A 19,895-nucleotide genomic window follows, 5' to 3' on the forward strand; every position below is an offset into this window, starting at 1 on the left:
TGTTGCTTTAATGATAATTCATGTGACGCACGCGAAGGGAACGCACCGTGGAAACCAGCCAGCAGGAACAACCGCGCGCCCCGCTGTGGCGGCGCCTGCTGTGGCCGGTCGCCCAGCTGGGCTCCGCCTTCAAGCTGACGGGCACGCATCTGCTGCATCACGTGATCGGCGCCAGCCTGATCGCCGCGCTGATGCTGGCGCTGGAAGGTTTTCACGTGCTCGAATGGCTCGATGCGGCCATGCTGCGCGCCAGCGCGGAACAGGGGCAACTGCTGAACCGCGGCAAGGACCCGGGCGCCGCCTACCGGCCCGGCATCATCGAGATCGACCAGCCCGCGTTCGAACAGGTGTTCGACGAGCGCGAACCGCTGGAACGCACGCGCCTGGAGCAAGTGATCGCCAGCGCCGCCGCGCGCGGCAGCAAGGTGCTGGCCATCGACCTGGACCTGGCGCCGGCCGTGTATGAACAGCACAAGGCGGGCGAACGGCCGCTCGACCGCCTGCTCGACCGGCTGGCCGCCGACGGCCGGCAACTGGTGCTGATCCTGCCCGAGCAATCGGACCGGAACGCGAACCTGGCATGGATACGCGCGCGCTGCGCGGCCGGCATCCACTTCGCCAGCCCGCAGATCCGCGAGCGCATGGGCGCCGTCACGCGCATCGAACTGAAAAGCCCCGTGCTGGCGGCCGTGGCCTTCGAGCTGGCGCATGGCGCCGACGAGCAGGAGCAGAAACAGCCCATGCCGGCCATCCTGTCCGAGCAAAAGGAAGTGGTGGCGCTGGCCGGCCGCGTGTGCCAGCTGGCGCAGCGCACGGGCAGCGAAAAGGAGCTGGCGCGCTGGGCGTTCGCACCCGTGATCCACGGCGACGCCAGGGCGGCGGCCGAACAGAACGCCGTCACCGCGCCGTTTCACCCGGCCGCCGTGGCGCCGGCATTCCTGAACCCCACGCGCACGCGCGTCAAACTGATCGATGGACTGGCCGGCGTGGATGCCGGGGCGCCGCGCAAGCACGTCGTGTACATCGGCAGCACGTATGACGTGCGCGACCGCTATACGACGGCCGAAGGCGAGCAGGCGGGCCTGCACCTGCACGCGGCCGCCCACACGTCGCTGGGCATCGGCACGGCCGACGTCAATAAATATGCGGTGTTCGCGGCCGACATCGTCATCGGCGTGCTGCTGGGCTGCCTGTTCGGCGGCCTGTGGACCCTGTACGGCCGCGCCGAACTGGCCATCGACAAGCGCATGGAAGACCACGATTTCAGCCGCCTGCACCGCATGGGCACCGTGGCGGAATTCTATGGCATCCGCCTGATGCTGGCGCTGGTGTGGGCCTCGCCGTTCGTCATCGGCGCGCTGGCCATCTACCTGTCGCGCGGCTTGCTCGAGCAGGGCTGGTGGGTCAACCCCGGCCCCCTGATCGCCGGCATGTTCCTGCACGCGATGTCGCTGCGCGACGAAGCCCACCATCCGCACGAGGCAGTGCCGGGCCTGTCCGTCTGGGCCCAGCTGCGCCGCACGCATCCCGGCATCGTGCTGGTGCAGGCGCCGCTGGCGGTGGTGCTGTTGCTCGTCGCCGTGATCTAGCGCAAACCGTGGCGCCGCGGCGGCGCTAAACTGGGCGCCTTTTTCATATTGCAGGAGGATGCCATGCTGACGGGAGGATGTTTATGCGGCGAGGTCCGCTATGACGCTGGCGCGGACAGCTTTCATCAAAGCGCCTGCCACTGTTCCGTGTGCCGCCGCGCGTCGGGCGCGCCGTTTGTCGCCTGGTTCAGCGTGCCACGGGCGCACTTCCGCTGGCTGCAGGGGCAAGCGATGTCGTATGCGTCCAGCGTTCATGGCACGCGCGGCTTTTGTCCCCGCTGCGGCACGCAGCTGACCTTTGAAGACAGTGCCTATCCCGATGAAGTCGACGTGACCACCTGCAGCCTGGACCATCCCGAACAGTTGCCGCCGCACAGCCATATCTATACGGGCACGCAACTGGAGTGGGTGAAGCTCAATGATGGCTTGCCGCGCTATCGCGGCTCGCGCAGCGAAGAGGAGCCGCCTGGAGGGAAGGCGAGTAGGTCGGATTAGCCCAGCGGGCATAATCCGACGTGCTGCTGGCGCCGATTTAAACGGTGATGGCGCACAGGCCTGCCAGCGCGTCTTCCACGACGAATTCGGGTATCCGGTTGACCAACGCATTGTCGGATTATGCTGCGTCAATCGGACCTACGCTTCTGTAAATCCCCTGGAAATGGCAGGGCCGGGCCGGAAGGTGGAATTATCTTTTAGTAAATTTTAAAAACACTGTTGTTTTTATTTATTTACTAATTTAAAATGATTTTTTGATAATTTCATGTGAGGCATCATCTGCGCCGCAGGTGCTCACTTCCCTTTCCGCGAAAGCCGACAAATGAACCTGATACGAAAACAGCTGTGTTTTTTGACCGCGATGCTGGCCGCTGCATCGATGCACGCGGCGCACGCCCAGGCAACGATGCAACCTTTGCAAACCAGCAATTTTTTGATGACGGAGTATCCTGAATACAATGGCAATACGCAGGCACAGAAGGTGACCCTGTTGTCCCATGCCGGTGGCGTGACGAAACTGGGCATGACGAGCCTGGCCAGCAGCCTCAGCATGGATACGCAGGGAACCAGCACGTCGAATGGCGATCTGTACACGGGCGTGTTCGATATCAGCGTGCGTAACGGGTATCGCGTGACGGGCTTTTCCTTTGCCGCCACGCTGGTAGGCGTGCTGCAGGTCGCCGAGGCGCCCCCTGGCGCCAGCATGGTTCAGCCTGGCAACGCGCGCAACAGTGGATCGATGGAAGCCAGCGCTTTGACCGGGCCGCATGGGCAGCGCATCGCGGGCGAGTCATTCCGCCAAGAAAGCCTGGACGGCACGCAGAACATATTGCTGCAAGGAATGGGGTTGTCGTTGACGGACCCGTTCACGATGTTTATCAGCGGCATGAGCTATGTCGATGCACAGCTGGGTCAATATCGCATGAACGGCCCCGACTACAGCTTTGACGTGAGCCTTCCTGCCTATGCGAGTTACCGCTTCGTCAATCCGACCCTGACCATTTTCACATCGCCCGTACCGGAACCCGGCACCTATGCGATGCTGCTGGCCGGCCTGGCCCTGTGCGGCGCAGCCGGCTTGCGCCGCCGCCGTGGGGCGCGCAGCGGCGCGCCAGCCTGATTCAGCTGATCAGCTTCAAGCCCGGCGGCAGCGCTTCGCCCAGCATGCGCCGGGTAGCTGTTTCATCCAGTTGCGTCACTTCGCTGACCATCGCCTGCCACAGGGGCGGCGCGCCGACGGCTTTCAGGCGGGCGAGGATGGTGGCGCGCAGTTCGTCGGCGATGTCGCGCGAGCGGTCGCCCGTCATGCGCGCCAGGTGGGCGGCGGCAAACGCCGCTGGCTCCACCTTTTTCCAGTCCAGCGCCAGCAGCACGGCCAGCCATTCGGCCACGGTGGCGCTGTCGACCACTTCGTGCGCGCTGCCGTGGAAGGGCTGGCGCGCGCCGACCCTGGCCAGCGCCCACAGCGTGTTCGTGTCCGCCGCTTCCTCCTTCTTGCCGGCCTTTTGCAGGCGTTTCAGCAGCCAGGCGCCCACTTCCGCCTTGTAGGCGCCGGGGATGCGCTCGAGCGACGCGCCCAGGCGCAGCATGTCGTCGTCGCTGCCGTTCACCAGGGTGACGGGGCGGCTGCCGCGCTGGGCCGCATCGGCTTGCAGGTTGAAGGCGAAGTCGTCGAGCAGGCGCAGCTGCTGCGCCGAACTCAAGCCGCCGGCGACCCTGCGCCACAGGGTCCACCATTCGGCGCACACCTGGTTGTCCTTGTGATGCTGGACGCCCGCGTCGAACAGTGCCCACAGCTGCTCGATGCGCCACGGGTCGAGCGCGTCGCCATAGCCGGGCCGCAGACAGTAGCCGGCCAGGTTCAGCCACACTCGCTCATGTTCGGCGGAGCGGCGCCGGCCACGCGCGCGCAGCATGAGGGCGTCGAACAACTGGCGCAGCAAGGGCGTGTCCCAGCTCTCGCGCCCGCCCAGTCCCCGTTCCAGGTGCTGGCGCAGCTGGCGTACTTCCTTGGTCTCGACCTTTTGCGCCTTGCCGCCGAAGATGCGCTCGATCTTCTCGATGGCATCCTTTACGCGCGGCGGCACGCTGGATGTTTCGGCCTGCGTTTCCTCTTCACCGCGCAGCTGGAATTCCAGCAGCCAGCGCTGGCCCGCATCGGCTTCGGCCACGCAGTGTACTTCCAGGGTGCCCACTTCCGTCGTCACGGTGGCCAGCTGCACGGCGATTTCGCGCTTGTCGTTGCCTGCGTCGCTGGCATGCAGCACGCTGGCCAGCGGCGGCAGGCGCAGGTACTCGCCCTCGGCCAGGTCGACGATGTCGCCCAGCCTGGGCGGCGTGCCCGTTTCCGCGATCGATGACGCCAAGTGGAAGCGCACGGGCCGGCCCAGGCGCAGCGCGAACAGGCGCTCGGTCAGGCGGATTTCCTCGCCGCTGGCGCTGCCGCGGGGCAGGATGCAGACGGCGCGATGATCCTTGCCCGGCTCGCCCAGCACGAGGAAATAGCTGCGCGGCGAGCCGCCGCCGATGCGCGGCGCCTGGCCCCGTCGCGCCAGCGCGTAGGCGACGGCGCCACGGGCCACGGCCACGTCGGGGTTATCGTTATGCAGGATGGTGAGGGGCTGGCCCCGCCAGTGCGCCAGCGTCTCGGCCAGGCGGCGCGCCAGCGCGTCGGCGCGGAACACGCCGCCGTTCAGCAGCAGGGTGTCGGGCAGCTCGCCCTGTTGCTGGTGCAAAAAGCTGGCCAGGTGGCGCGTGATCGCCGCGTCCTGCGCATACGGCAGGCCGAATGCGACGATGCCGGCACGGCCCTTTTTCACCGTATCGTTTTGCTCAACTTTCGGGAAGAAGCCGTCGACCACCATGGCCGCCACTTCCTCGCGCGTGACGTCGGCGGAACGGCTGCCGCCGATCAGGCGAGATCCCGCGCCCAGTAAAGTCACGGTGGCGCTCTCGGGCGCATCGCTGGAGAGCAGCAGTTCCTTGGCGGCGCGGCAGCGTTCCATCAGCTGCGACAAGCGCGCGGCGGACAGCTTCATGCCGCCTTCGCTGCCTGCCGCCATGCGCGTTTCCACCAGGTGGGCCAGCGCCAGGTCCATATTGTCGCCGCCGAGGATCAGGTGGTTGCCCACGCTGCTGCGCGTGAGCTGCGGTGCGCCGTCGTCATCGAAGGCCACGTCGATCAGGCTGAAATCGGTGGTGCCGCCGCCCACGTCGCACACCAAAATGCGGCGCGTATTGGACAAGTCTGCGCGCAAGGTGGCGCGCCGGCGCTGCAGGAAGTCATAAAAGGCGGCCTGCGGCTCTTCCACCAGCCGCAGTGCGGGCAAGCCCGCCATGCGCGCCGCTTCCAATGTGAGTGCGCGCGCACCCTCGTCGAACGAGGCGGGGATGGTCAGCACCAGTTCCTGCTGTTCGAGGGGCGCCTGCGGGAAGCGGTGATTCCACGCGGCGCGCACGTAGGCGAGGTAGCTGGCGCTGGCCGCCACGGGCGACACCTTGGCCACGTCGGCATCGGCGCCCCATGGCAAAATCGGCGCCTGGCGGTCCACGTTCGCATGCGACAGCCAGCTCTTCGCGCTGGAAACGAGCCGGCCCGGCACCTGGGCGCCGAGCTGGCGCGCGAAGGCGCCCAGCACGGCATGCTCAACGTCCTGCTGCGGCCACGGCAGCTGCAAATCGCCCGCCGCCAGTTCGCCGGCGGCGGGGTGGTAGCGCAAGGAGGGCAGCAGGGGGCGTGCGCCCACTTCGCCGGGCGCGACCAGCTGCTCGATGGCGAACAGCTCGATGTCCGCCTGCCCATCTGCCGCTTTGGCCGCATTGGCGTACGCCACTACCGTGTTGGTGGTGCCCAGGTCGATGCCGACCAGGAAGGCCGGCTTGCCCGCAGTGCTGCCCATGGCGCTTATTGCGGCGTGCCGCGCACGTCGAATTCCACTTTCCAGCGCTCGGCGCCGTCAGGGGAAACGGCCAGCAGTTCCAGCGTGCCCGCTTCCGTGACGCGCGCGTGCAGCTTGACTTGCACGACGTCGCCGGCCTGACGGCCTTCGGCGGACAGGGTCGCCTGGATTTCGCTCAGCTCCTGCAATTCATCGGGGCCCCAGAAGTCGAGCAAATCGCCGATCTGGTCGTTGCGGCGCGTGGACGAGGCGAAGAAGCGGAAGTGCACGGGTTCGCCCACGACGAGGCCGAATTGCTGGCCCGGCAGTTCCAGCTCGCTGCCTTCTTCCATGCCGAACGGCGCCACGCACAGGGCCTGGATCGGCGGTTCCATGCCGGGAATGGCGGGCATGGCCGATTCGATGGCCACATAAAAGGCGCTGGCCGTGCCGCCGCGGATGCGCACGCCATGGCCGCGCCGCACGTAGCTGTAGTAGGCCGCGCCACGGGCGACGGCCAGGTCCAGGTCGGCCCCGGCCAGCATGCGCGCCGGTTCCGCGCCTTCCATGTACAGCCAGTCGTTGACGGTCGCCATGATGCGCTGCACCAGCAAGTCGGACTTGAAGACGCCGCCGTTGAACAGCACGGCCGTCGGATGCAAAAAGCTGGCGCCTTCCGCCTGGCGGCCCGCGAAGCCTTCCAGTTCGGCCGTTGCCGCCACTTGGCGGCCCAGGAAGGCGGCCAGGTGGCGCGTGATGGCCGCGTCCTGCGCATACGGCAAGCCCAGTTGCGTCAGGCCGGCGCGCGTGCGCACGGCGGGGCGGCTCGACGCTTCCACCTGCGGGAAGAAGCCGTCGAGAATGAAAGTCGACACTTCCGCGCGCGTCAGTTCCGTGCGGATGGAGCCGCCGATCAGTTTCGAACCGCGGCTCGGCACGACGATCGGTGCCACATCGAGGCCGCTGTCGGCCAGCAGGCTTTCCTTGGCGCTGCGGCAGCCGTAGGTCAGCGCGCGCATTTGCCAGGCATCGAGTTGGGTGCCGTTGGCGGCCAGCTTGCGCGCCACCAGATGGGCCAGGGCCAGGTCCATATTGTCGCCGCCGAGCAGGATGTGTTCGCCGACTGCCACGCGGTGCGGTTCCAGCACGCCGTCGCGCTCCAGGACGGCGATCAGCGAAAAGTCGCTGGTGCCGCCGCCCACGTCGACGACGAGGATGATGTCGCCCGGCTTGACTTCCTTGCGCCAGCGGCCTTCGCTGGTCTGTATCCAGCTGTACAGGGCCGCCTGCGGCTCTTCCAGCAGGGTCAGCGAGGTGTAGCCGGCCGCCTGCGCCGCTTCCATCGTCAGCTCGCGCGCGGCCGGGTCGAACGAGGCGGGTATCGTCACCGTGATTTCCTGCTCGGCGAACGGCGCTTGCGGGTGGGCGTTATCCCAGGCCTGGCGCAAATGCGTCAGGTAGCGCGTGGCGGCCGTGATCGGCGAGATGCGCGCCACTTCGGCCGGCGCGTCGTTCGGCAGGATGGCTGCGCGGCGGTCCACGCCCGGGTGGCACAGCCAGCTTTTCGCGCTCGACACCAGACGGATCGGCGTGGTGGCGCCGCGGCTGCGGGCCATTTCGCCCACGACGAACGGCGCTTCGGCTTCCTCGGTGACCCAGGGCAGGGCCAGGTCACCCGCCGCCACTTCATCGGCGTGCGGCAGGTAGACGAAGGAGGGCAGCAGCGACAATTCTTCGACGGTGCCGGGCGCCGACAGTTGCGGCACTTTCAGCACGCCGTGGCTGGACTTTTCGCCGTCGCTCTCGACCAGGTTCACATACGACAGGGCGCTGTGGGTGGTGCCCAGGTCGATGCCGATGGCGTAGCGCGGGGTGTTGTTCGTTGCGTCGTTCACAGTTCCACCTCGGCCGGTGCCAGGATGGCGGCGTCGTGCTGCTCGCTCAGTTTCGGCAGGCGCACGCTGGAGGCGCGCCAGCCGCGGTGGCTCAGGGTGCCCGTGAATGGCGCGGAACCGACCACGTTGCCCGTCAGGCGCACGCTGGCCGAATCAAAGCCTTCCTGCAGCACGATGCGGCTGCCCTCGGCTTCCTGGCGCACGGCGTCGATGGTGAAATATTCGCGCATGACCTTGGCGCAGCCTTCATGCACCACGCGGGCGGCCGCGCCGATGTCGGCATCGGCATGGCTGCCCAGGTTTTCCTGGGTAAAGTCGATCAAGCGCGCTTCGCGTTGAAGCAGGGCCAGCAATTGCAGGGCCGCGTCCGGCGTCGCTTCTTTCAAAATGACGGGGGCGGCTGCCGGCGTCGGCACGGGCGCCGGAGCAGGGGCCACGGGCGCTACCGGGGCGGCCTCGGGCAGGGACAGTTTTTCCACGCGGGCCGCATAGGCGGCGTCCGACAGGGTGCTGAAGAAGGCGCCGAAGGCCAGCGGGACTCTGCGCCAGAACGATGGGTGGGACGATGAAGCGCTCATAGGGAACTCGTTTCTCTGATCTGTAGGGAGGCGTCGGCGGCGCGCCGGGTGGCGGGGCCGCTTCGCAGGGTAGTGCATGTGCCGGGCCAATAGGGCCGGCTGCGTTTGCCCGCATGATACCAGCTACCGGGCCGGCGCCAAAGTCGCCGGCCCCCGCGCAGCGAGCCTGACGCGTGGATTTTCTTTGTTCCTGCGCAAAGAAACGCTGAATGTTGCGCCGTTTCGACTAGAATCGCGCATTATCTTTTCGCATTGCCTTTATGCCATGACTACCGACTTCTCCCCTTATCTAGGCAGCAGCCTGTATATCGACAGCGATCATCCGGCCGTGCGCGCCAAGGCGGCCGAACTGGCGGCAGGCGCCGTGGGCGACGCCGTCGTCGCGGCCCGCTGCTTTGCCTTCGTGCGCGACGAGATCGCCCACAGCTGGGATTACCGGCGCAATCCCGTCACCTGCCGCGCGTCCGACGTCTTGCAGCATGGCACGGGATATTGTTATGCGAAGAGCCATCTGCTGGCCGCGCTGCTGCGCGCCAATGGCATCCCCGCTGGCCTGTGCTACCAGCGCCTGGCCGTGGGGGAAGCGGGCCCGCCGTTTTGCCTGCATGGCTTGAACGCCGTGTATCTGCAGGATTTTGGCTGGTACCGCATCGATGCGCGCGGCAACAAGCCCGGTGTCGCCGCCGCCTTCACGCCGCCGCAGGAACAGCTGGCCTTTCCCGTTCTGGCGCCGGAAGAGCGCGATTTGCCGGAAATCTGGCCGGCACCGCTGCCCCAGGTGATCGCCTCGCTGACCGGCCATGCGACCGTGCAGGATGTGGCGGCGCACTTGCCCGATATCGAACTGCTGCCGCAGCACAAATAACTCGAAGAAAGAAATCATGAAAAAAGTGTATCTTGGTCTGTTCGGCCTGTTGCTGCTGGCCGGTTGCGGCGGCAAGGGCGAGAGCGGCGGGCAATCGAGCGCCGCGCGTCTCGATGGCAAGGAAAAAGGCAGCGAGTTTCTTGCCTATGAACATAATGTCAGCGTCGATACGAGCGAGGCGCAAGTGCGGCCCCTGTATGAAAAAGTGGTCGCCGCCTGCAAGGCCGATACGGAAAACGGCTGTCTGCTGCTCGATTCCAGCATCGACGGCGGCCGTTACGTGCACGCACGCATCAGCATGCGCGCCAAGCCGGCCGGCATCAAAAAGCTCGTCGCGCTGGTCGCGGCCGAAGGCGACGTCACCAGCCAGGGCACCAAGGTGGAAGACCTGGGCCGTCCTGTGCTCGACAGCAAGAAGCGCCTGGAGATGCTGAAACAGTACCAGGCGCAATTGCAGGACCTGGAAAAGCGCTCGGGCGCGAATGTCGATGCGCTGATCAAGGTGACCAAGGAGCTGGCCACCGTGCAAGTGGAGCTGGAGCAGGCGACGGCGGCCAATGCGCTGTTGATGCAGCGCATCGACACGGACTTGCTGAACGTGGCCATCAGCGCCGAAGGCAAGCAATCGTTCTGGCGCCCCGTCAAGCGCGCGCTGGGCAATTTCACGGACAACCTGTCGGAAGGCGTGGCCAACGCCATCACGGCCATGGCCTACATCCTGCCGTGGCTGGTGGCGTTCGTGCTGCTGTTCCCGCTGGGCCGCAAGGGCTGGCGCCGCTTGAGAGGTAAATCCGCAAACATCACGCGCTGAAACGACTGAATATCACGCGATTGCATCGTAATAAAAGAGCCTGTCGGCGTTACTGAGATTGAATCTGGGTACGCAGGCAGGCTTTTTTATTTTCAGGGAAGGATGCGGGTAATTCCCTTTTGATACAGAACAGATCTATTGCAAAATAGGCGGGAGATAATCCTGGCGCCTTAAAAGCCTCTTGCCGCTGGCTGTGCCGGCATTTGCTGTCGATAATCATCGACTTCATCTTTACTGACCACCGATATCACGTCGTTGCCTTTTCTCAGACGCTTTTTGATATTGCTGCCTGTAACGGCTTCGTCCACCTCATAGGCAACTTCATTGGTTGTCGTTCCCGCTGGCATGGGCGAAGAAGCACAAGCGCTTAATAGAGAAAGCGAAAATAAACTCAAAAGCATCTTTTTCATGGACGAAATTTAACCTTATTTAAGTACAAAGAGGGGATGGCTTTATTTTTTTTGCATGTCATCGGAAACGCGACATGTTGTGATTCCATCTTAATGCAGTTATCAATAAGGCTCAATTGTTTTTTTGATTAATATTTGCTGCAAAATAATATGTTCAATGGCCGTGCCACGTGAGGCGCATGCCAGCTGCACCATTACCTGCCGTATTGCCGTCCTGTCTGTCGCCGTTCACCAGAAAATGGCGCCGCCGCACCAAAACAGGGGAAGGACTTCGCGCATCCGCGTCGTTGCCCAGCGGCGCTTGCATTTGCCAATGCCTGGCATGCATTCTGCTTTAACAACATCGTATGCCCAGTCCGTCCCCCACGAATACATTACAGGAGTTCCCATGTCACGACGCATCATCCTGAAAGCGGCCGCCGCCGGCGCACTGGCCCTGGCCACGTCCACTTATATGCAGGCAGCCTTGGCCGCCGATACGATCAAGGTGGGCATTTTGCACTCGCTCTCGGGCACCATGGCCATTTCCGAAACGTCGCTGAAAGACGTGGCCTTGATGACGATTGCCGAAATCAATGCCAAGGGCGGCGTGCTGGGCAAGAAGCTGGAAGCCGTCGTCGTCGACCCGGCGTCGAACTGGCCCCTGTTTGCGGAAAAAGCGCGACAGCTGGTGGCGCAGGATAAGGTGGCTGTCGTGTTCGGCTGCTGGACGTCCGTGTCGCGCAAGTCGGTGTTGCCTGTGTTTAAGGAACTCAACAGCCTGCTGTTTTACCCCGTGCAATACGAGGGTGAGGAACTGGAAAAGAATGTGTTTTATACGGGCGCGGCGCCGAACCAGCAGGCGATTCCCGCCGTCGAATACCTGATGAGCACAGATGGCGGCGGCGCCAAGCGCTTCGTGCTGCTGGGCACGGATTATGTGTATCCGCGCACCACCAACAAGATCCTGCGCGCCTTTCTGAAAAGCAAGGGAGTCAAGGACAGCGACATCAGCGAGGTCTACACGCCATTCGGCCATGCCGATTATCAAACCATCGTCGCCAACATCAAGAAATTTTCCACGGGCGGCAAGACGGCTGTCATTTCCACCATCAATGGCGATTCGAACGTGCCGTTCTACAAGGAGCTGGGCAATGCGGGCCTGAAAGCCACGGACGTGCCCGTCGTCGCGTTTTCCGTGGGCGAGGAAGAGCTGCGCGGCATCGATACCAAACCCTTGCTTGGCCATCTGGCGGCATGGAATTATTTCGAATCCGTCAAAAATCCCGTGAACACGGCCTTCATCAAGCAGTGGAAGGCGTACGCCGTGGCGCAAAAGCTGCCGAACGCCGGTTCGGTGGTAACGAACGACCCGATGGAAGCGACCTATGTCGGCATCCACATGTGGGCGCAAGCCGTGGAAAAGGCGAAATCGACGGACACGGACAAGGTGATCGCCGCCATGGCGGGCCAGAGCGTCAAGGCGCCATCGGGCTTCACCCTGACCATGGATGCAACGAACCACCACTTGCACAAGCCCGTGATGATCGGCGAGATCAAGGCCGATGGGCAATTCAATGTCGTGTGGAAAACCAAGGAACCGATACGCGCCCAGCCGTGGAGCCCGTATATCAAGGGTAATGAGGGCAAGCAGAAGCTGTAGGCGCTGATATTTAACCCAGCAGCAACTGCCGGGGTGTCCGACCCCAGTCGTCGCCTTTGGGGGCAGCATACGCCCCCGTGCAGTCATTCTTTGGAACGCACATGCAGCTTCTCCTCAAACTGGTGGTTCTCGCCTGCCTGTTTTTATCCTCGCTGGCGCAGGCCGCCATCCCTCCCGACCTGCTCACACCGCTGTCCGGCGACGACCCCGACGCCAGGGTCGCCGCCGTCGCCCGGATCGCCGCCCTGGCCACGCCCGAGGCCGCCAAGGTGCTGCAGGCGCTGCAGGACGACACTTTATACGCCGCGCCCGACGGCAAGGTGTACATCGTTGACGGCGAGCAGGCGGTTGACCCTGTCATCGGCCAGAACGTGCCGCTGCCGGAAGGCCTCGATGGCGTGATGGTCAACAACCGCTTGCGCGCGGCCGTGGCGGGCGCCTTGTCGGGCTTGCAGCTGCTGGCGCCGGAGCGCAGCGCCCGGCTGGCCGCCGCGCAAGCCTTGCAAAAGGCGGTCGACCCCGCCCAGCTTCCGTTGATCCGCACCGCGCTGGCGCGGGAAAGCGATGGCGAGATCCAGCAGATATTGCAGCTGCTGATCGCCAGCGCCAACCTGCATGCGCCCGATGCCGCCACGCGCAAGGCCGCCGTGCAGGCGCTGGCGGGCAGCAGCGATGCCCGCCTGCTGCCGGTGCTGCAAGCCATGCTGGAGCAAGGCGGCGAGCCGGATGAAGCCGTGCAGCTGGCCGCCATCGACACCATGCGCCAGATCAAGGGCAGAGTGGCGCGCATGGAATTGGCCGGCAATGTGTTTTACGGCATCTCGCTGGGCAGCTTGCTGCTGCTGGCCGCGCTGGGCCTGGCCATCACCTTCGGCCTGATGGGCATCATCAACATGGCGCATGGCGAATTGCTGATGATAGGCGCGTACACGACGTATTTATGCCAGCTGTTCTTCCGCGCCTATCTGCCTGGCCTGCAGGATGCGTATCTGCTGGCCGCCTTGCCGGCCGCCTTTTTTGTTGCCGGCCTGGTGGGCGTGGCGCTCGAACGCACGGTGATCCGCTGGCTGTACGGGCGGCCGCTGGAAACCCTGCTGGCTACCTGGGGCATCAGCCTGATCCTCATGCAGCTGGTCCGCACGATATTCGGCGCGCAAAACGTGGAAGTGGCCAATCCGGCCTGGATGTCGGGCGGCGTGACGGTACTGGGCGGCCTCGTGCTGCCGTACAACCGGCTGGCCATCATCGCCTTCGCCGTCATCGTCGTGGTGGCCGTGTGGCTGATCCTCAACAAGACACGCCTGGGCCTGTTCGTGCGGGCCGTCACGCAAAACCGCCGCATGGCCGATTGCGTGGGCGTGGCCACGGGCAAGGTCGACATGCTGACCTTCGGACTCGGTTCCGGCATCGCGGGCCTGGGCGGCGTGGCCTTGTCGCAGCTGGGCAATGTGGGGCCGGACCTGGGCCAAAGCTACATCGTCGATTCCTTCATGGTGGTGGTGCTGGGCGGCGTGGGCCAGCTGGCCGGCACCGTGATCGCCGCGCTGGGCCTGGGCGAAGTCAACAAATTCCTCGAACCGGTGGCGGGCGCCGTGCTGGCGAAGATCGCTATCCTGGTATTCATCATCATTTTCATCCAGCGCCGGCCGCAGGGCCTGTTTGCCATGAAGGGACGCAGCGTCGAATGACTACCTCCTACCCGATCAAACAGGGCCTGTTCACGCGGCCCGTCTGGCTGGCGATTGCCGCCTGCAGCGTGCTGGCGGCGCTGTTGCCGATTTTTAATCTGGCGTTTGCCGAAGGCCATGCCTTTCATGTGTCCGCCTACACGGTGGCGCTGGTGGGCAAGTTCATGTGCTACGCGCTGGCTGCGCTGGCGCTGGACCTCGTCTGGGGCTACACGGGTATCTTGTCGCTGGGCCACGGCGTGTTCTTTGCCTTGGGCGCGTATGCGCACGGCATGTATCTGATGCGCGCCATCGGCGACCAGGGCCAGTACCGCAGCAGCTTGCCCGACTTCATGGTTTTTCTCGACTGGAAGACCTACCCGTGGTACTGGGCCTTCACGGAACACTTCTGGTATTGCATGGCCCTCGTCGTGCTGGTGCCGGGCGTGCTGGCCTTCGTCTTCGGTTATTTCGCCTTTCGTTCGCGCATCAAGGGCGTGTATTTTTCCATCATCACGCAAGCGATGACGTATGCCTTCATGCTCTTGTTCTTCCGCAATGACACCGGCTTTGGCGGCAACAACGGTTTCACGGATTTCAAGACGATATTGGGCCATGACATCACGGCACCCGCCACCCGGGCCGTGCTGTTCCTGCTGACCCTGGCCTTCCTGTTGGTGGCCTTGATCGGCGCGCGCGCCATCGTCCGCTCGAAACTGGGCCGGGTGTTGCAGGGCGTGCGCGACAGCGAAGCGCGGCTGATGTTCCTTGGCTACAACCCGCTGTGGTTCAAGCTGTTCGTCTGGACCTTGTCGGCCGTGCTGTGCGCCATCGCCGGCGCCCTGTACGTGCCGCAGGTGGGCATCATCAACCCGTCCGAAATGTCGCCGGCCAATTCCATCGAGATGGTCGTGTGGGTGGCGGTGGGCGGGCGCGGTACCTTGCTCGGTCCGATTGTGGGCGCCTTCACCGTGAACGGCTTGAAAAGCTGGTTCACGGCCGCCTTGCCGGAATTGTGGCTGTTCGCGCTGGGCTTGCTGTTCATCGGCGTGACGCTGTTCATGCAGCAAGGCATGCTCGGTGTCTTGGACAAGCTCAAACGTAAAAAAGTCGCCGCCGTCGCAGAGGAGGCCGCATGAGTATCCGCATGTTGCCCGGCATGGCCGGCACCGAGGCTGGCGCCACGTATGCGCGCGTAAAAGGCGAGGGTGTCGATACGACGCACGGCGCGATTTTGTATCTGGAAGACATCAGCGTGTCGTTCGACGGCTTCAAGGCCATCAACAAGCTGAGCCTCGATATTTCCGTGGGCGAGTTGCGCTGCATCATCGGCCCGAATGGCGCGGGCAAGACGACGATGATGGATGTCATCACGGGCAAGACGCGGCCCACGTCCGGCACGGCCTGGTTCGGTCAGACCATGAATCTGGCCACCATGACGGAAGCGCAAATCGCCCACGCAGGCATCGGCCGCAAGTTCCAGCGCCCCACCGTGTTCGAGCAGCACACGGTATTCGACAACCTGGAACTGGCGATGAAGATGGACAAGCGCGTGGCGCCCACCCTGTTTGCGCGTTTGTCGTCCGAGCAGGCGGGCAGGATCGAAGCGATCTTGCGCCTGATCCGCCTCAATGGCCACGAGGCGCGGCCGGCCGGCTTGCTGTCGCACGGGCAAAAGCAGTGGCTGGAAATCGGCATGCTGCTGATGCAGGAGCCGCAGCTGATCCTGCTGGACGAACCCGTGGCCGGCATGTCGGACGCGGAAACGGCGCGCACGGCGGAACTCCTCAACGAATTGCGCGGCAAGCATTCGATCATGGTGGTCGAGCACGACATGGGTTTCGTCACGGAAATCGCCCGGCAAGGCATCGTCACCGTGCTGCATGAGGGTTCCGTGCTGGCACAGGGGCGCATGGACGAAGTGCAGGCCGACGAGCGCGTCATCGAAGTCTATCTGGGAAGGTAACCATGCTCGAAGTGCAACAATTAAATCAATACTATGGCTCCTCGCACACCTTGCGCGGCATCGACCTGTCGGCGCGCAAGGGCGAATGCCTGGCCTTGCTGGGGCGTAATGGCGTGGGCAAGACGACCCTGCTGAAATGCCTGATGGGCGTGCTGCCCGTGGCGCAGGGCAAGGTGGTCTTCCATGGACGCGACATCACCCGGCTGGCGCCGCATGTACGGGCCAAGCTGGGCATCGCTTACGTGCCGCAGGGACGCGACATCTTTGCGCGCCTGACGGTCGAGGAAAACTTGCTGATGGGCATGGCGGTGAAGCGGGGCAGGCTGGCCTCGCGCATCGATCCCCACGTGTATGAGCTGTTTCCCGTACTAAAAGAGATGCTGCAGCGGCGCGGCGGCGATCTGTCCGGCGGACAACAGCAGCAGCTGGCCATCGCTCGCGCCCTGCTGGCTGAGCCGCAATTGATCATCTTCGACGAACCGACGGAGGGCATCCAGCCTTCCGTCATCAAGGATATCGGCAGGGTCATTTCCTTGTTGAAAAAGCGGGGCGACATGGCCATCGTGCTGTGCGAACAGTATTTTGATTTCGCCCGCGAACTGGCCGACGAATTCATCGTGCTGTCGCGCGGCAGCGTGGTCGCCAGCGGCAAGGCGGAACAGATGGATGGCGAGGAGGTGAAGCGGCATCTGGCCGTGTGAAGGATAGGCGCGTTGCAGCTGTCTCAGGCTGGAGCGCGCGTTTTCCAGGGCACGCCGGCGCCCAGGCAGAAACAGCCGCAAATGAACAGGTGGGCGGGAATCGACAAGCCGATCAGCTGCAAGGTCGTTTTCAGCCAAAATGTTGCACTACTGAGAAAAACCAGACTGAACAGCAGTGACCATGCGAGCGAAATTGCCACGGACGCCATCATGATCCAGCCTAGCTGTGCATGGCCGGCTCGGGCCAGACGCAACATGACAGGCATGCCGACCAGGGCGATGCCTGTCGTCGCCGTCATGACGCTGAGGAAGAGGGAGGAAATAAATTCCCGCTGCAGTACTTCCCGATAGCGTTCCGTTGGCACGTGCCATACGGCACTGGCTTCGCTTGGGGAAATGTAAGCGGAGTAAGCCGCCAGGATGGCGCAGGCCAGCACAGCGCCAGCGTAGCCAGTCAGCAGGCGTAGCGGCGATAAAAACATCCTTGCCGTTGCCGTTTTATAGGTGATGCAGGTGCTTGCCAGCAGCACGCCCAGCCAGACGATGATGCTGACCGGATGCATCAGCAAGCTTGTCAAAACATCTCCGCCCATTGCCACCTTTCAATAAGATGAAACTGCCTGCCTGCGTTTGCCGGGTCATACCAGTTGCAGCCACCCCAGTACGGCGCCGGCCGCCAGCAGCCACAGTAAATGGATCTTCGTGCGCCAGATGATCAGGCCGGCCACGATGGACAGGCTCCACAGGGGCCAGTCCGTGCGGATGTCATGGTTGGCGCCGCCCAGTATCATGCCCGTGGAAATCAGGAGGGCGACGACGATGGGCGCCATGCCCTGCTTGAAGGCGCGCACGGGGCGCAGGTCGCGGTTGCGGTAGCCCCACTGGGCCGCCACGTAGGTGAGGGTGGTGCTGGGCAGCATGATGCCCACCATCGTGATGAACACGCCGAGATATGCGGCCGTGTAGCTGCCCGCATTCATGCCCACGTTCCAGCCCATCAGGGCGACGAACAGGACGTTGGGGCCGGGCGCGGCTTGCGCGATGGCGATCGACTCGTTGAATTGCGCCTGCGTCAGCCAGCCATGCTGTTCGACGAGGAAGCGGTGCATTTCGGACGTGGTGGAAATGGCGCCGCCGATCGACATCAGCGACAGCATCAGGTAGTGGCCGAACAGGTTCAGCCAGTCGCTCGCGCTCAAGGCCAGTTGCAATGGCGGCGTCATGCGGGCAGCTTCCGGTACGTCAGCAGGCAGCCGATGCCGCCCAGGCCCAGCAGGATGTACAGCAGGGGCCAGCGGAAGATCGCCACCATCAGCACGCCCAGCACGGTGATGGACAAGGTCAGCCACAGGGGCAGCGGATGCCTGGCCAGTGCGGTGGCCAGCTTCACGCCCGTGGCGGCGATCATGCCGGCCGAGACGGCCGCCATGCCGCGCAGGGCGCCCGCCATCTGCGGGTTGTCGCCAAAGCGCGTGTACAGCACGCCCAGCAGCAGGACGATGACGAGGGGCACGGCCAGCATGCCGGCCAGCGCCGTCAGCGCGCCTTTCAAGCCGAAATAGCGCCCGCCCACCATCAGCGACAGGTTGACGACATTCGGCCCGGGCATGATTTGCGCCACGGCCCAGTCCTCGAGGAATTCCTCCTGCGTCAGCCAGCGCTTGCGCTCCACCATTTCGCGCTGGATCACGGCCAGCACGCCGCCAAAGCCTTGCAGGGCCAGCCAGGTGAACGAGAAGAACAGGTCGGCAAGCGAGGCTGGCTGGGGACGGGGCTGGTCGGGCTGGGGCGTGGAAGGCGAGGGCATGGCTGATTATCGCCGTGGCCGATTACGCTTGTCCATTGCTTTCGGCTCTGCTTGTGCCTGCAAGAAAAAAACCGTGGCTCATGTTTCCCTGCCATTGACATCGAGAGTTTATCGGCAATACTTTTAGCGGCAACATGACCGCTGTCCCTGTCCGCGCTGGCGTGGTTCGCCCCGCTACGCCCTCTCATCCCTCCGTCCCCTTCGCAGGAGTTGCTTATCATGCCTCATTCCACAGAAACGCTGCATATGCCCGTCAAAACCGTGATGCTGCATACGCGGGTCGATCAGAAGATGTCCGATATCGTCGATCTGGGCATCGCCGTGCAGGCTGCCTTCAGTACCTTGTGCGCGCTGGAATACCTGAAGTCATACAATGTCGCCCCTGAACTGATCGAGCGCGTGCTGCTGCATCCGGAGCAGCGCCGCCAGGCCGTGCACTGAGTATCCTCGCGGCAACTGTGTTGCCGGCAGCGTCAGTCCGGTGTTGTCGGATTGTTCATTACGGCTCAGTTATGCACAAATGATGAGCTAACGAAATTGGCGAAATAATTTTCTTGTGATTATGTGTGAGTTTCTAAGTATTTGATTTTAATGGATTTTATTTTTGCTGTTTGATTGAGCAGTTTATTGAAAGCCGCACGGGCTGTGGCTTTGAAGGCTGTCAATAGGCCCTTATCCACAAAGATATCCACAGTCCGTGTGGATATCTGAAAAAGCGCTTAACAATCCGCCACTTAGGAAAATGGGACGGGCCAGCGCCTGCCATGGGCGCGTAAGATGGGCCAAAACGGGGCATGGCACAAGCCTGTATGCCTATCCAGTGCTCTTGTTTTTATGACTGAAAGTAGCGGCCGCGTTCAGGGCGTGCCGCCGGCCGGCGCCGCTGGCGTCTCGCCGCACTGGGCCAGGGCGGCTGCCAGTTCGGCGACTTGCTGCTCCGCTTCGCGCAGGGTGGCGTAGGTGCGCAGCGAGGCGATCACGGTGGTAAACAACTTGCGCGTGGTGAGGTCGGTCTTGCACCAGAAATCGTTGATATCGTAATCGATGATGATGCGGTGTTCCAGCGCCTGGCCCGGCTGGCCCGTGCGCAGGATGATGCGTACGGCACTGTTGTGCAGCTCTTCGCGGATCTGGCGCGCCACTTGCAGCCCGGCATCCTGGGTTTCCATGATCACATCGAGCAGCACCACGGCGATATCTTGTGTGCCGCGCAGCAAGGCCAGCGCCTCGGCGCCCGAATACGCGTGCAAAAAGCTCAGCCTGCGGCCCTGGAAGCTGGCCTGGCTGAGGGCGAACTTGGTCACCACGTGCACGTCGACATCGTCATCGACGATCAGCACGCGCCATGGCGCCGCGGTGGCAGGCTCTGCCGCCGCGTCTGCCCGTGCCAGCGGCTCATCGACCAGCCAGTCCGGTTCGTCCGCCCCCTTTGCGGCGCTGTCGCTATCCATGTTCATGCGTTTATCCACCGTTGATCGTGCTTGCCACTCCACACTATGCCAGTCTACGGGGTTTGTCAAAACAATGCTGTTCAAGCAAGACGGCCTGGCGCCTAGATTGCTTATGCACAGCAAAATATATTTTCATGGTG

19 protein-coding genes are annotated in these 19,895 nt (G+C 63.7%); 11 read left to right on the forward strand and 8 right to left on the reverse strand.

Going from position 1 to position 19,895, the window contains the following annotated elements:
• The first annotated feature begins 47 nt into the window (after nucleotides 1–47).
• From ACQ4WQ_RS05110 to ACQ4WQ_RS05120, 3 genes are all read left to right on the forward strand, one after another.
• Nucleotides 48–1,589, forward strand: a complete 1,542-nt coding sequence (locus ACQ4WQ_RS05110) for a CHASE2 domain-containing protein (protein WP_436495096.1) — start codon at nucleotides 48–50, stop codon at nucleotides 1,587–1,589.
• Nucleotides 1,590–1,652: 63 nt separating this feature from the next.
• Entirely contained in the window at nucleotides 1,653–2,084 is a 432-nt protein-coding gene (locus ACQ4WQ_RS05115) for a GFA family protein (protein ID WP_436495098.1), read from the forward strand.
• A 436-nt stretch (nucleotides 2,085–2,520) separates the two neighbouring features.
• Nucleotides 2,521–3,204: a PEP-CTERM sorting domain-containing protein gene (locus tag ACQ4WQ_RS05120; RefSeq protein WP_436495100.1), complete on the forward strand. Its 684-nt coding sequence runs from the start codon at nucleotides 2,521–2,523 to the stop codon at nucleotides 3,202–3,204.
• A 1-nt stretch (nucleotide 3,205) separates the two neighbouring features.
• On the opposite strand, the gene ACQ4WQ_RS05125 is transcribed toward ACQ4WQ_RS05120, so the two are convergent.
• Genes ACQ4WQ_RS05125 through ACQ4WQ_RS05135 form a run of 3 tightly spaced genes read right to left on the reverse strand, consistent with a single transcriptional unit; the run spans nucleotide 3,206 to nucleotide 8,435 of the window.
• The gene (locus ACQ4WQ_RS05125; protein WP_436495102.1) at nucleotides 3,206–5,983 is read right to left on the reverse strand and encodes an Hsp70 family protein; all 2,778 of its coding nucleotides are present in this window, start codon (nucleotides 5,981–5,983) and stop codon (nucleotides 3,206–3,208) included.
• A 5-nt stretch (nucleotides 5,984–5,988) separates the two neighbouring features.
• A complete protein-coding gene (locus ACQ4WQ_RS05130; RefSeq protein WP_436495104.1) occupies nucleotides 5,989–7,857 on the reverse strand; it encodes an Hsp70 family protein in 1,869 nt (622 codons plus the stop codon).
• On the reverse strand, nucleotides 7,854–8,435 hold the full coding sequence (locus ACQ4WQ_RS05135) for a DUF2760 domain-containing protein (protein WP_436495106.1): 582 nt from the start codon (nucleotides 8,433–8,435) through the stop codon (nucleotides 7,854–7,856). Before ACQ4WQ_RS05135 ends, ACQ4WQ_RS05130 begins: the two co-directional genes overlap by 4 nt.
• Before the next feature lie 265 nt (nucleotides 8,436–8,700).
• Between ACQ4WQ_RS05135 and ACQ4WQ_RS05140 the strand changes: the two genes are divergently transcribed.
• Nucleotides 8,701–9,300 carry a transglutaminase-like domain-containing protein gene (locus tag ACQ4WQ_RS05140; protein ID WP_326455891.1) on the forward strand — a complete coding sequence of 200 codons (600 nt, stop codon included), beginning with the start codon at nucleotides 8,701–8,703 and terminating at the stop codon, nucleotides 9,298–9,300.
• Nucleotides 9,301–9,316: 16 nt separating this feature from the next.
• On the forward strand, nucleotides 9,317–10,111 hold the full coding sequence (locus tag ACQ4WQ_RS05145) for a DUF4349 domain-containing protein (RefSeq protein ID WP_436495109.1): 795 nt from the start codon (nucleotides 9,317–9,319) through the stop codon (nucleotides 10,109–10,111).
• Nucleotides 10,112–10,281: 170 nt separating this feature from the next.
• Here ACQ4WQ_RS05145 and ACQ4WQ_RS05150 read toward each other — a convergent pair whose 3' ends face one another.
• Nucleotides 10,282–10,521: a hypothetical protein gene (locus ACQ4WQ_RS05150; protein WP_436495111.1), complete on the reverse strand. Its 240-nt coding sequence runs from the start codon at nucleotides 10,519–10,521 to the stop codon at nucleotides 10,282–10,284.
• Between the two features lie 388 nt (nucleotides 10,522–10,909).
• Between ACQ4WQ_RS05150 and urtA the strand changes: the two genes are divergently transcribed.
• The 5 genes from urtA to urtE all read left to right on the forward strand — a co-directional run bounded on the left by urtA (nucleotide 10,910) and on the right by urtE (nucleotide 16,497).
• Entirely contained in the window at nucleotides 10,910–12,163 is a 1,254-nt protein-coding gene (gene urtA, locus ACQ4WQ_RS05155) for an urea ABC transporter substrate-binding protein (protein WP_436495113.1), read from the forward strand.
• A 101-nt stretch (nucleotides 12,164–12,264) separates the two neighbouring features.
• Nucleotides 12,265–13,851 carry an urea ABC transporter permease subunit UrtB gene (urtB, locus tag ACQ4WQ_RS05160; RefSeq protein ID WP_436495115.1) on the forward strand — a complete coding sequence of 529 codons (1,587 nt, stop codon included), beginning with the start codon at nucleotides 12,265–12,267 and terminating at the stop codon, nucleotides 13,849–13,851.
• A complete protein-coding gene (gene urtC / locus ACQ4WQ_RS05165) occupies nucleotides 13,848–14,969 on the forward strand; it encodes an urea ABC transporter permease subunit UrtC (protein WP_436495117.1) in 1,122 nt (373 codons plus the stop codon). Before urtB ends, urtC begins: the two co-directional genes overlap by 4 nt.
• Nucleotides 14,966–15,796 (forward strand): urea ABC transporter ATP-binding protein UrtD, encoded by an 831-nt coding sequence (gene urtD, locus ACQ4WQ_RS05170; protein ID WP_326455897.1) that lies wholly within the window; start codon nucleotides 14,966–14,968, stop codon nucleotides 15,794–15,796. Before urtC ends, urtD begins: the two co-directional genes overlap by 4 nt.
• Before the next feature lie 2 nt (nucleotides 15,797–15,798).
• Nucleotides 15,799–16,497 carry an urea ABC transporter ATP-binding subunit UrtE gene (urtE, locus tag ACQ4WQ_RS05175; RefSeq protein ID WP_436495119.1) on the forward strand — a complete coding sequence of 233 codons (699 nt, stop codon included), beginning with the start codon at nucleotides 15,799–15,801 and terminating at the stop codon, nucleotides 16,495–16,497.
• Between the two features lie 23 nt (nucleotides 16,498–16,520).
• Here urtE and ACQ4WQ_RS05180 read toward each other — a convergent pair whose 3' ends face one another.
• From ACQ4WQ_RS05180 to ACQ4WQ_RS05190, 3 genes are all read right to left on the reverse strand, one after another.
• Entirely contained in the window at nucleotides 16,521–17,060 is a 540-nt protein-coding gene (locus tag ACQ4WQ_RS05180; RefSeq protein ID WP_436495121.1) for a hypothetical protein, read from the reverse strand.
• Nucleotides 17,061–17,135: 75 nt separating this feature from the next.
• Nucleotides 17,136–17,720, reverse strand: a complete 585-nt coding sequence (locus ACQ4WQ_RS05185; RefSeq protein WP_436495123.1) for a chromate transporter — start codon at nucleotides 17,718–17,720, stop codon at nucleotides 17,136–17,138.
• On the reverse strand, nucleotides 17,717–18,304 hold the full coding sequence (locus ACQ4WQ_RS05190) for a chromate transporter (protein WP_436495125.1): 588 nt from the start codon (nucleotides 18,302–18,304) through the stop codon (nucleotides 17,717–17,719). The genes ACQ4WQ_RS05185 and ACQ4WQ_RS05190 overlap by 4 nt, the downstream gene beginning before the upstream one ends.
• 219 nt (nucleotides 18,305–18,523) lie before the next feature.
• On the opposite strand from ACQ4WQ_RS05190, the gene ACQ4WQ_RS05195 reads away from it, so the two are divergent.
• Nucleotides 18,524–18,745, forward strand: coding sequence for a hypothetical protein (locus ACQ4WQ_RS05195; protein ID WP_121669973.1), 222 nt, complete (start codon nucleotides 18,524–18,526; stop codon nucleotides 18,743–18,745).
• Nucleotides 18,746–19,161: 416 nt separating this feature from the next.
• On the opposite strand, the gene ACQ4WQ_RS05200 is transcribed toward ACQ4WQ_RS05195, so the two are convergent.
• Nucleotides 19,162–19,761: a response regulator gene (locus ACQ4WQ_RS05200; protein WP_240453406.1), complete on the reverse strand. Its 600-nt coding sequence runs from the start codon at nucleotides 19,759–19,761 to the stop codon at nucleotides 19,162–19,164.
• Nucleotides 19,762–19,895 lie beyond the last annotated feature (134 nt).

This window comes from Janthinobacterium goodfellowi, assembly GCF_051380695.1.
Lineage (GTDB): Bacteria > Pseudomonadota > Gammaproteobacteria > Burkholderiales > Burkholderiaceae_D > Janthinobacterium.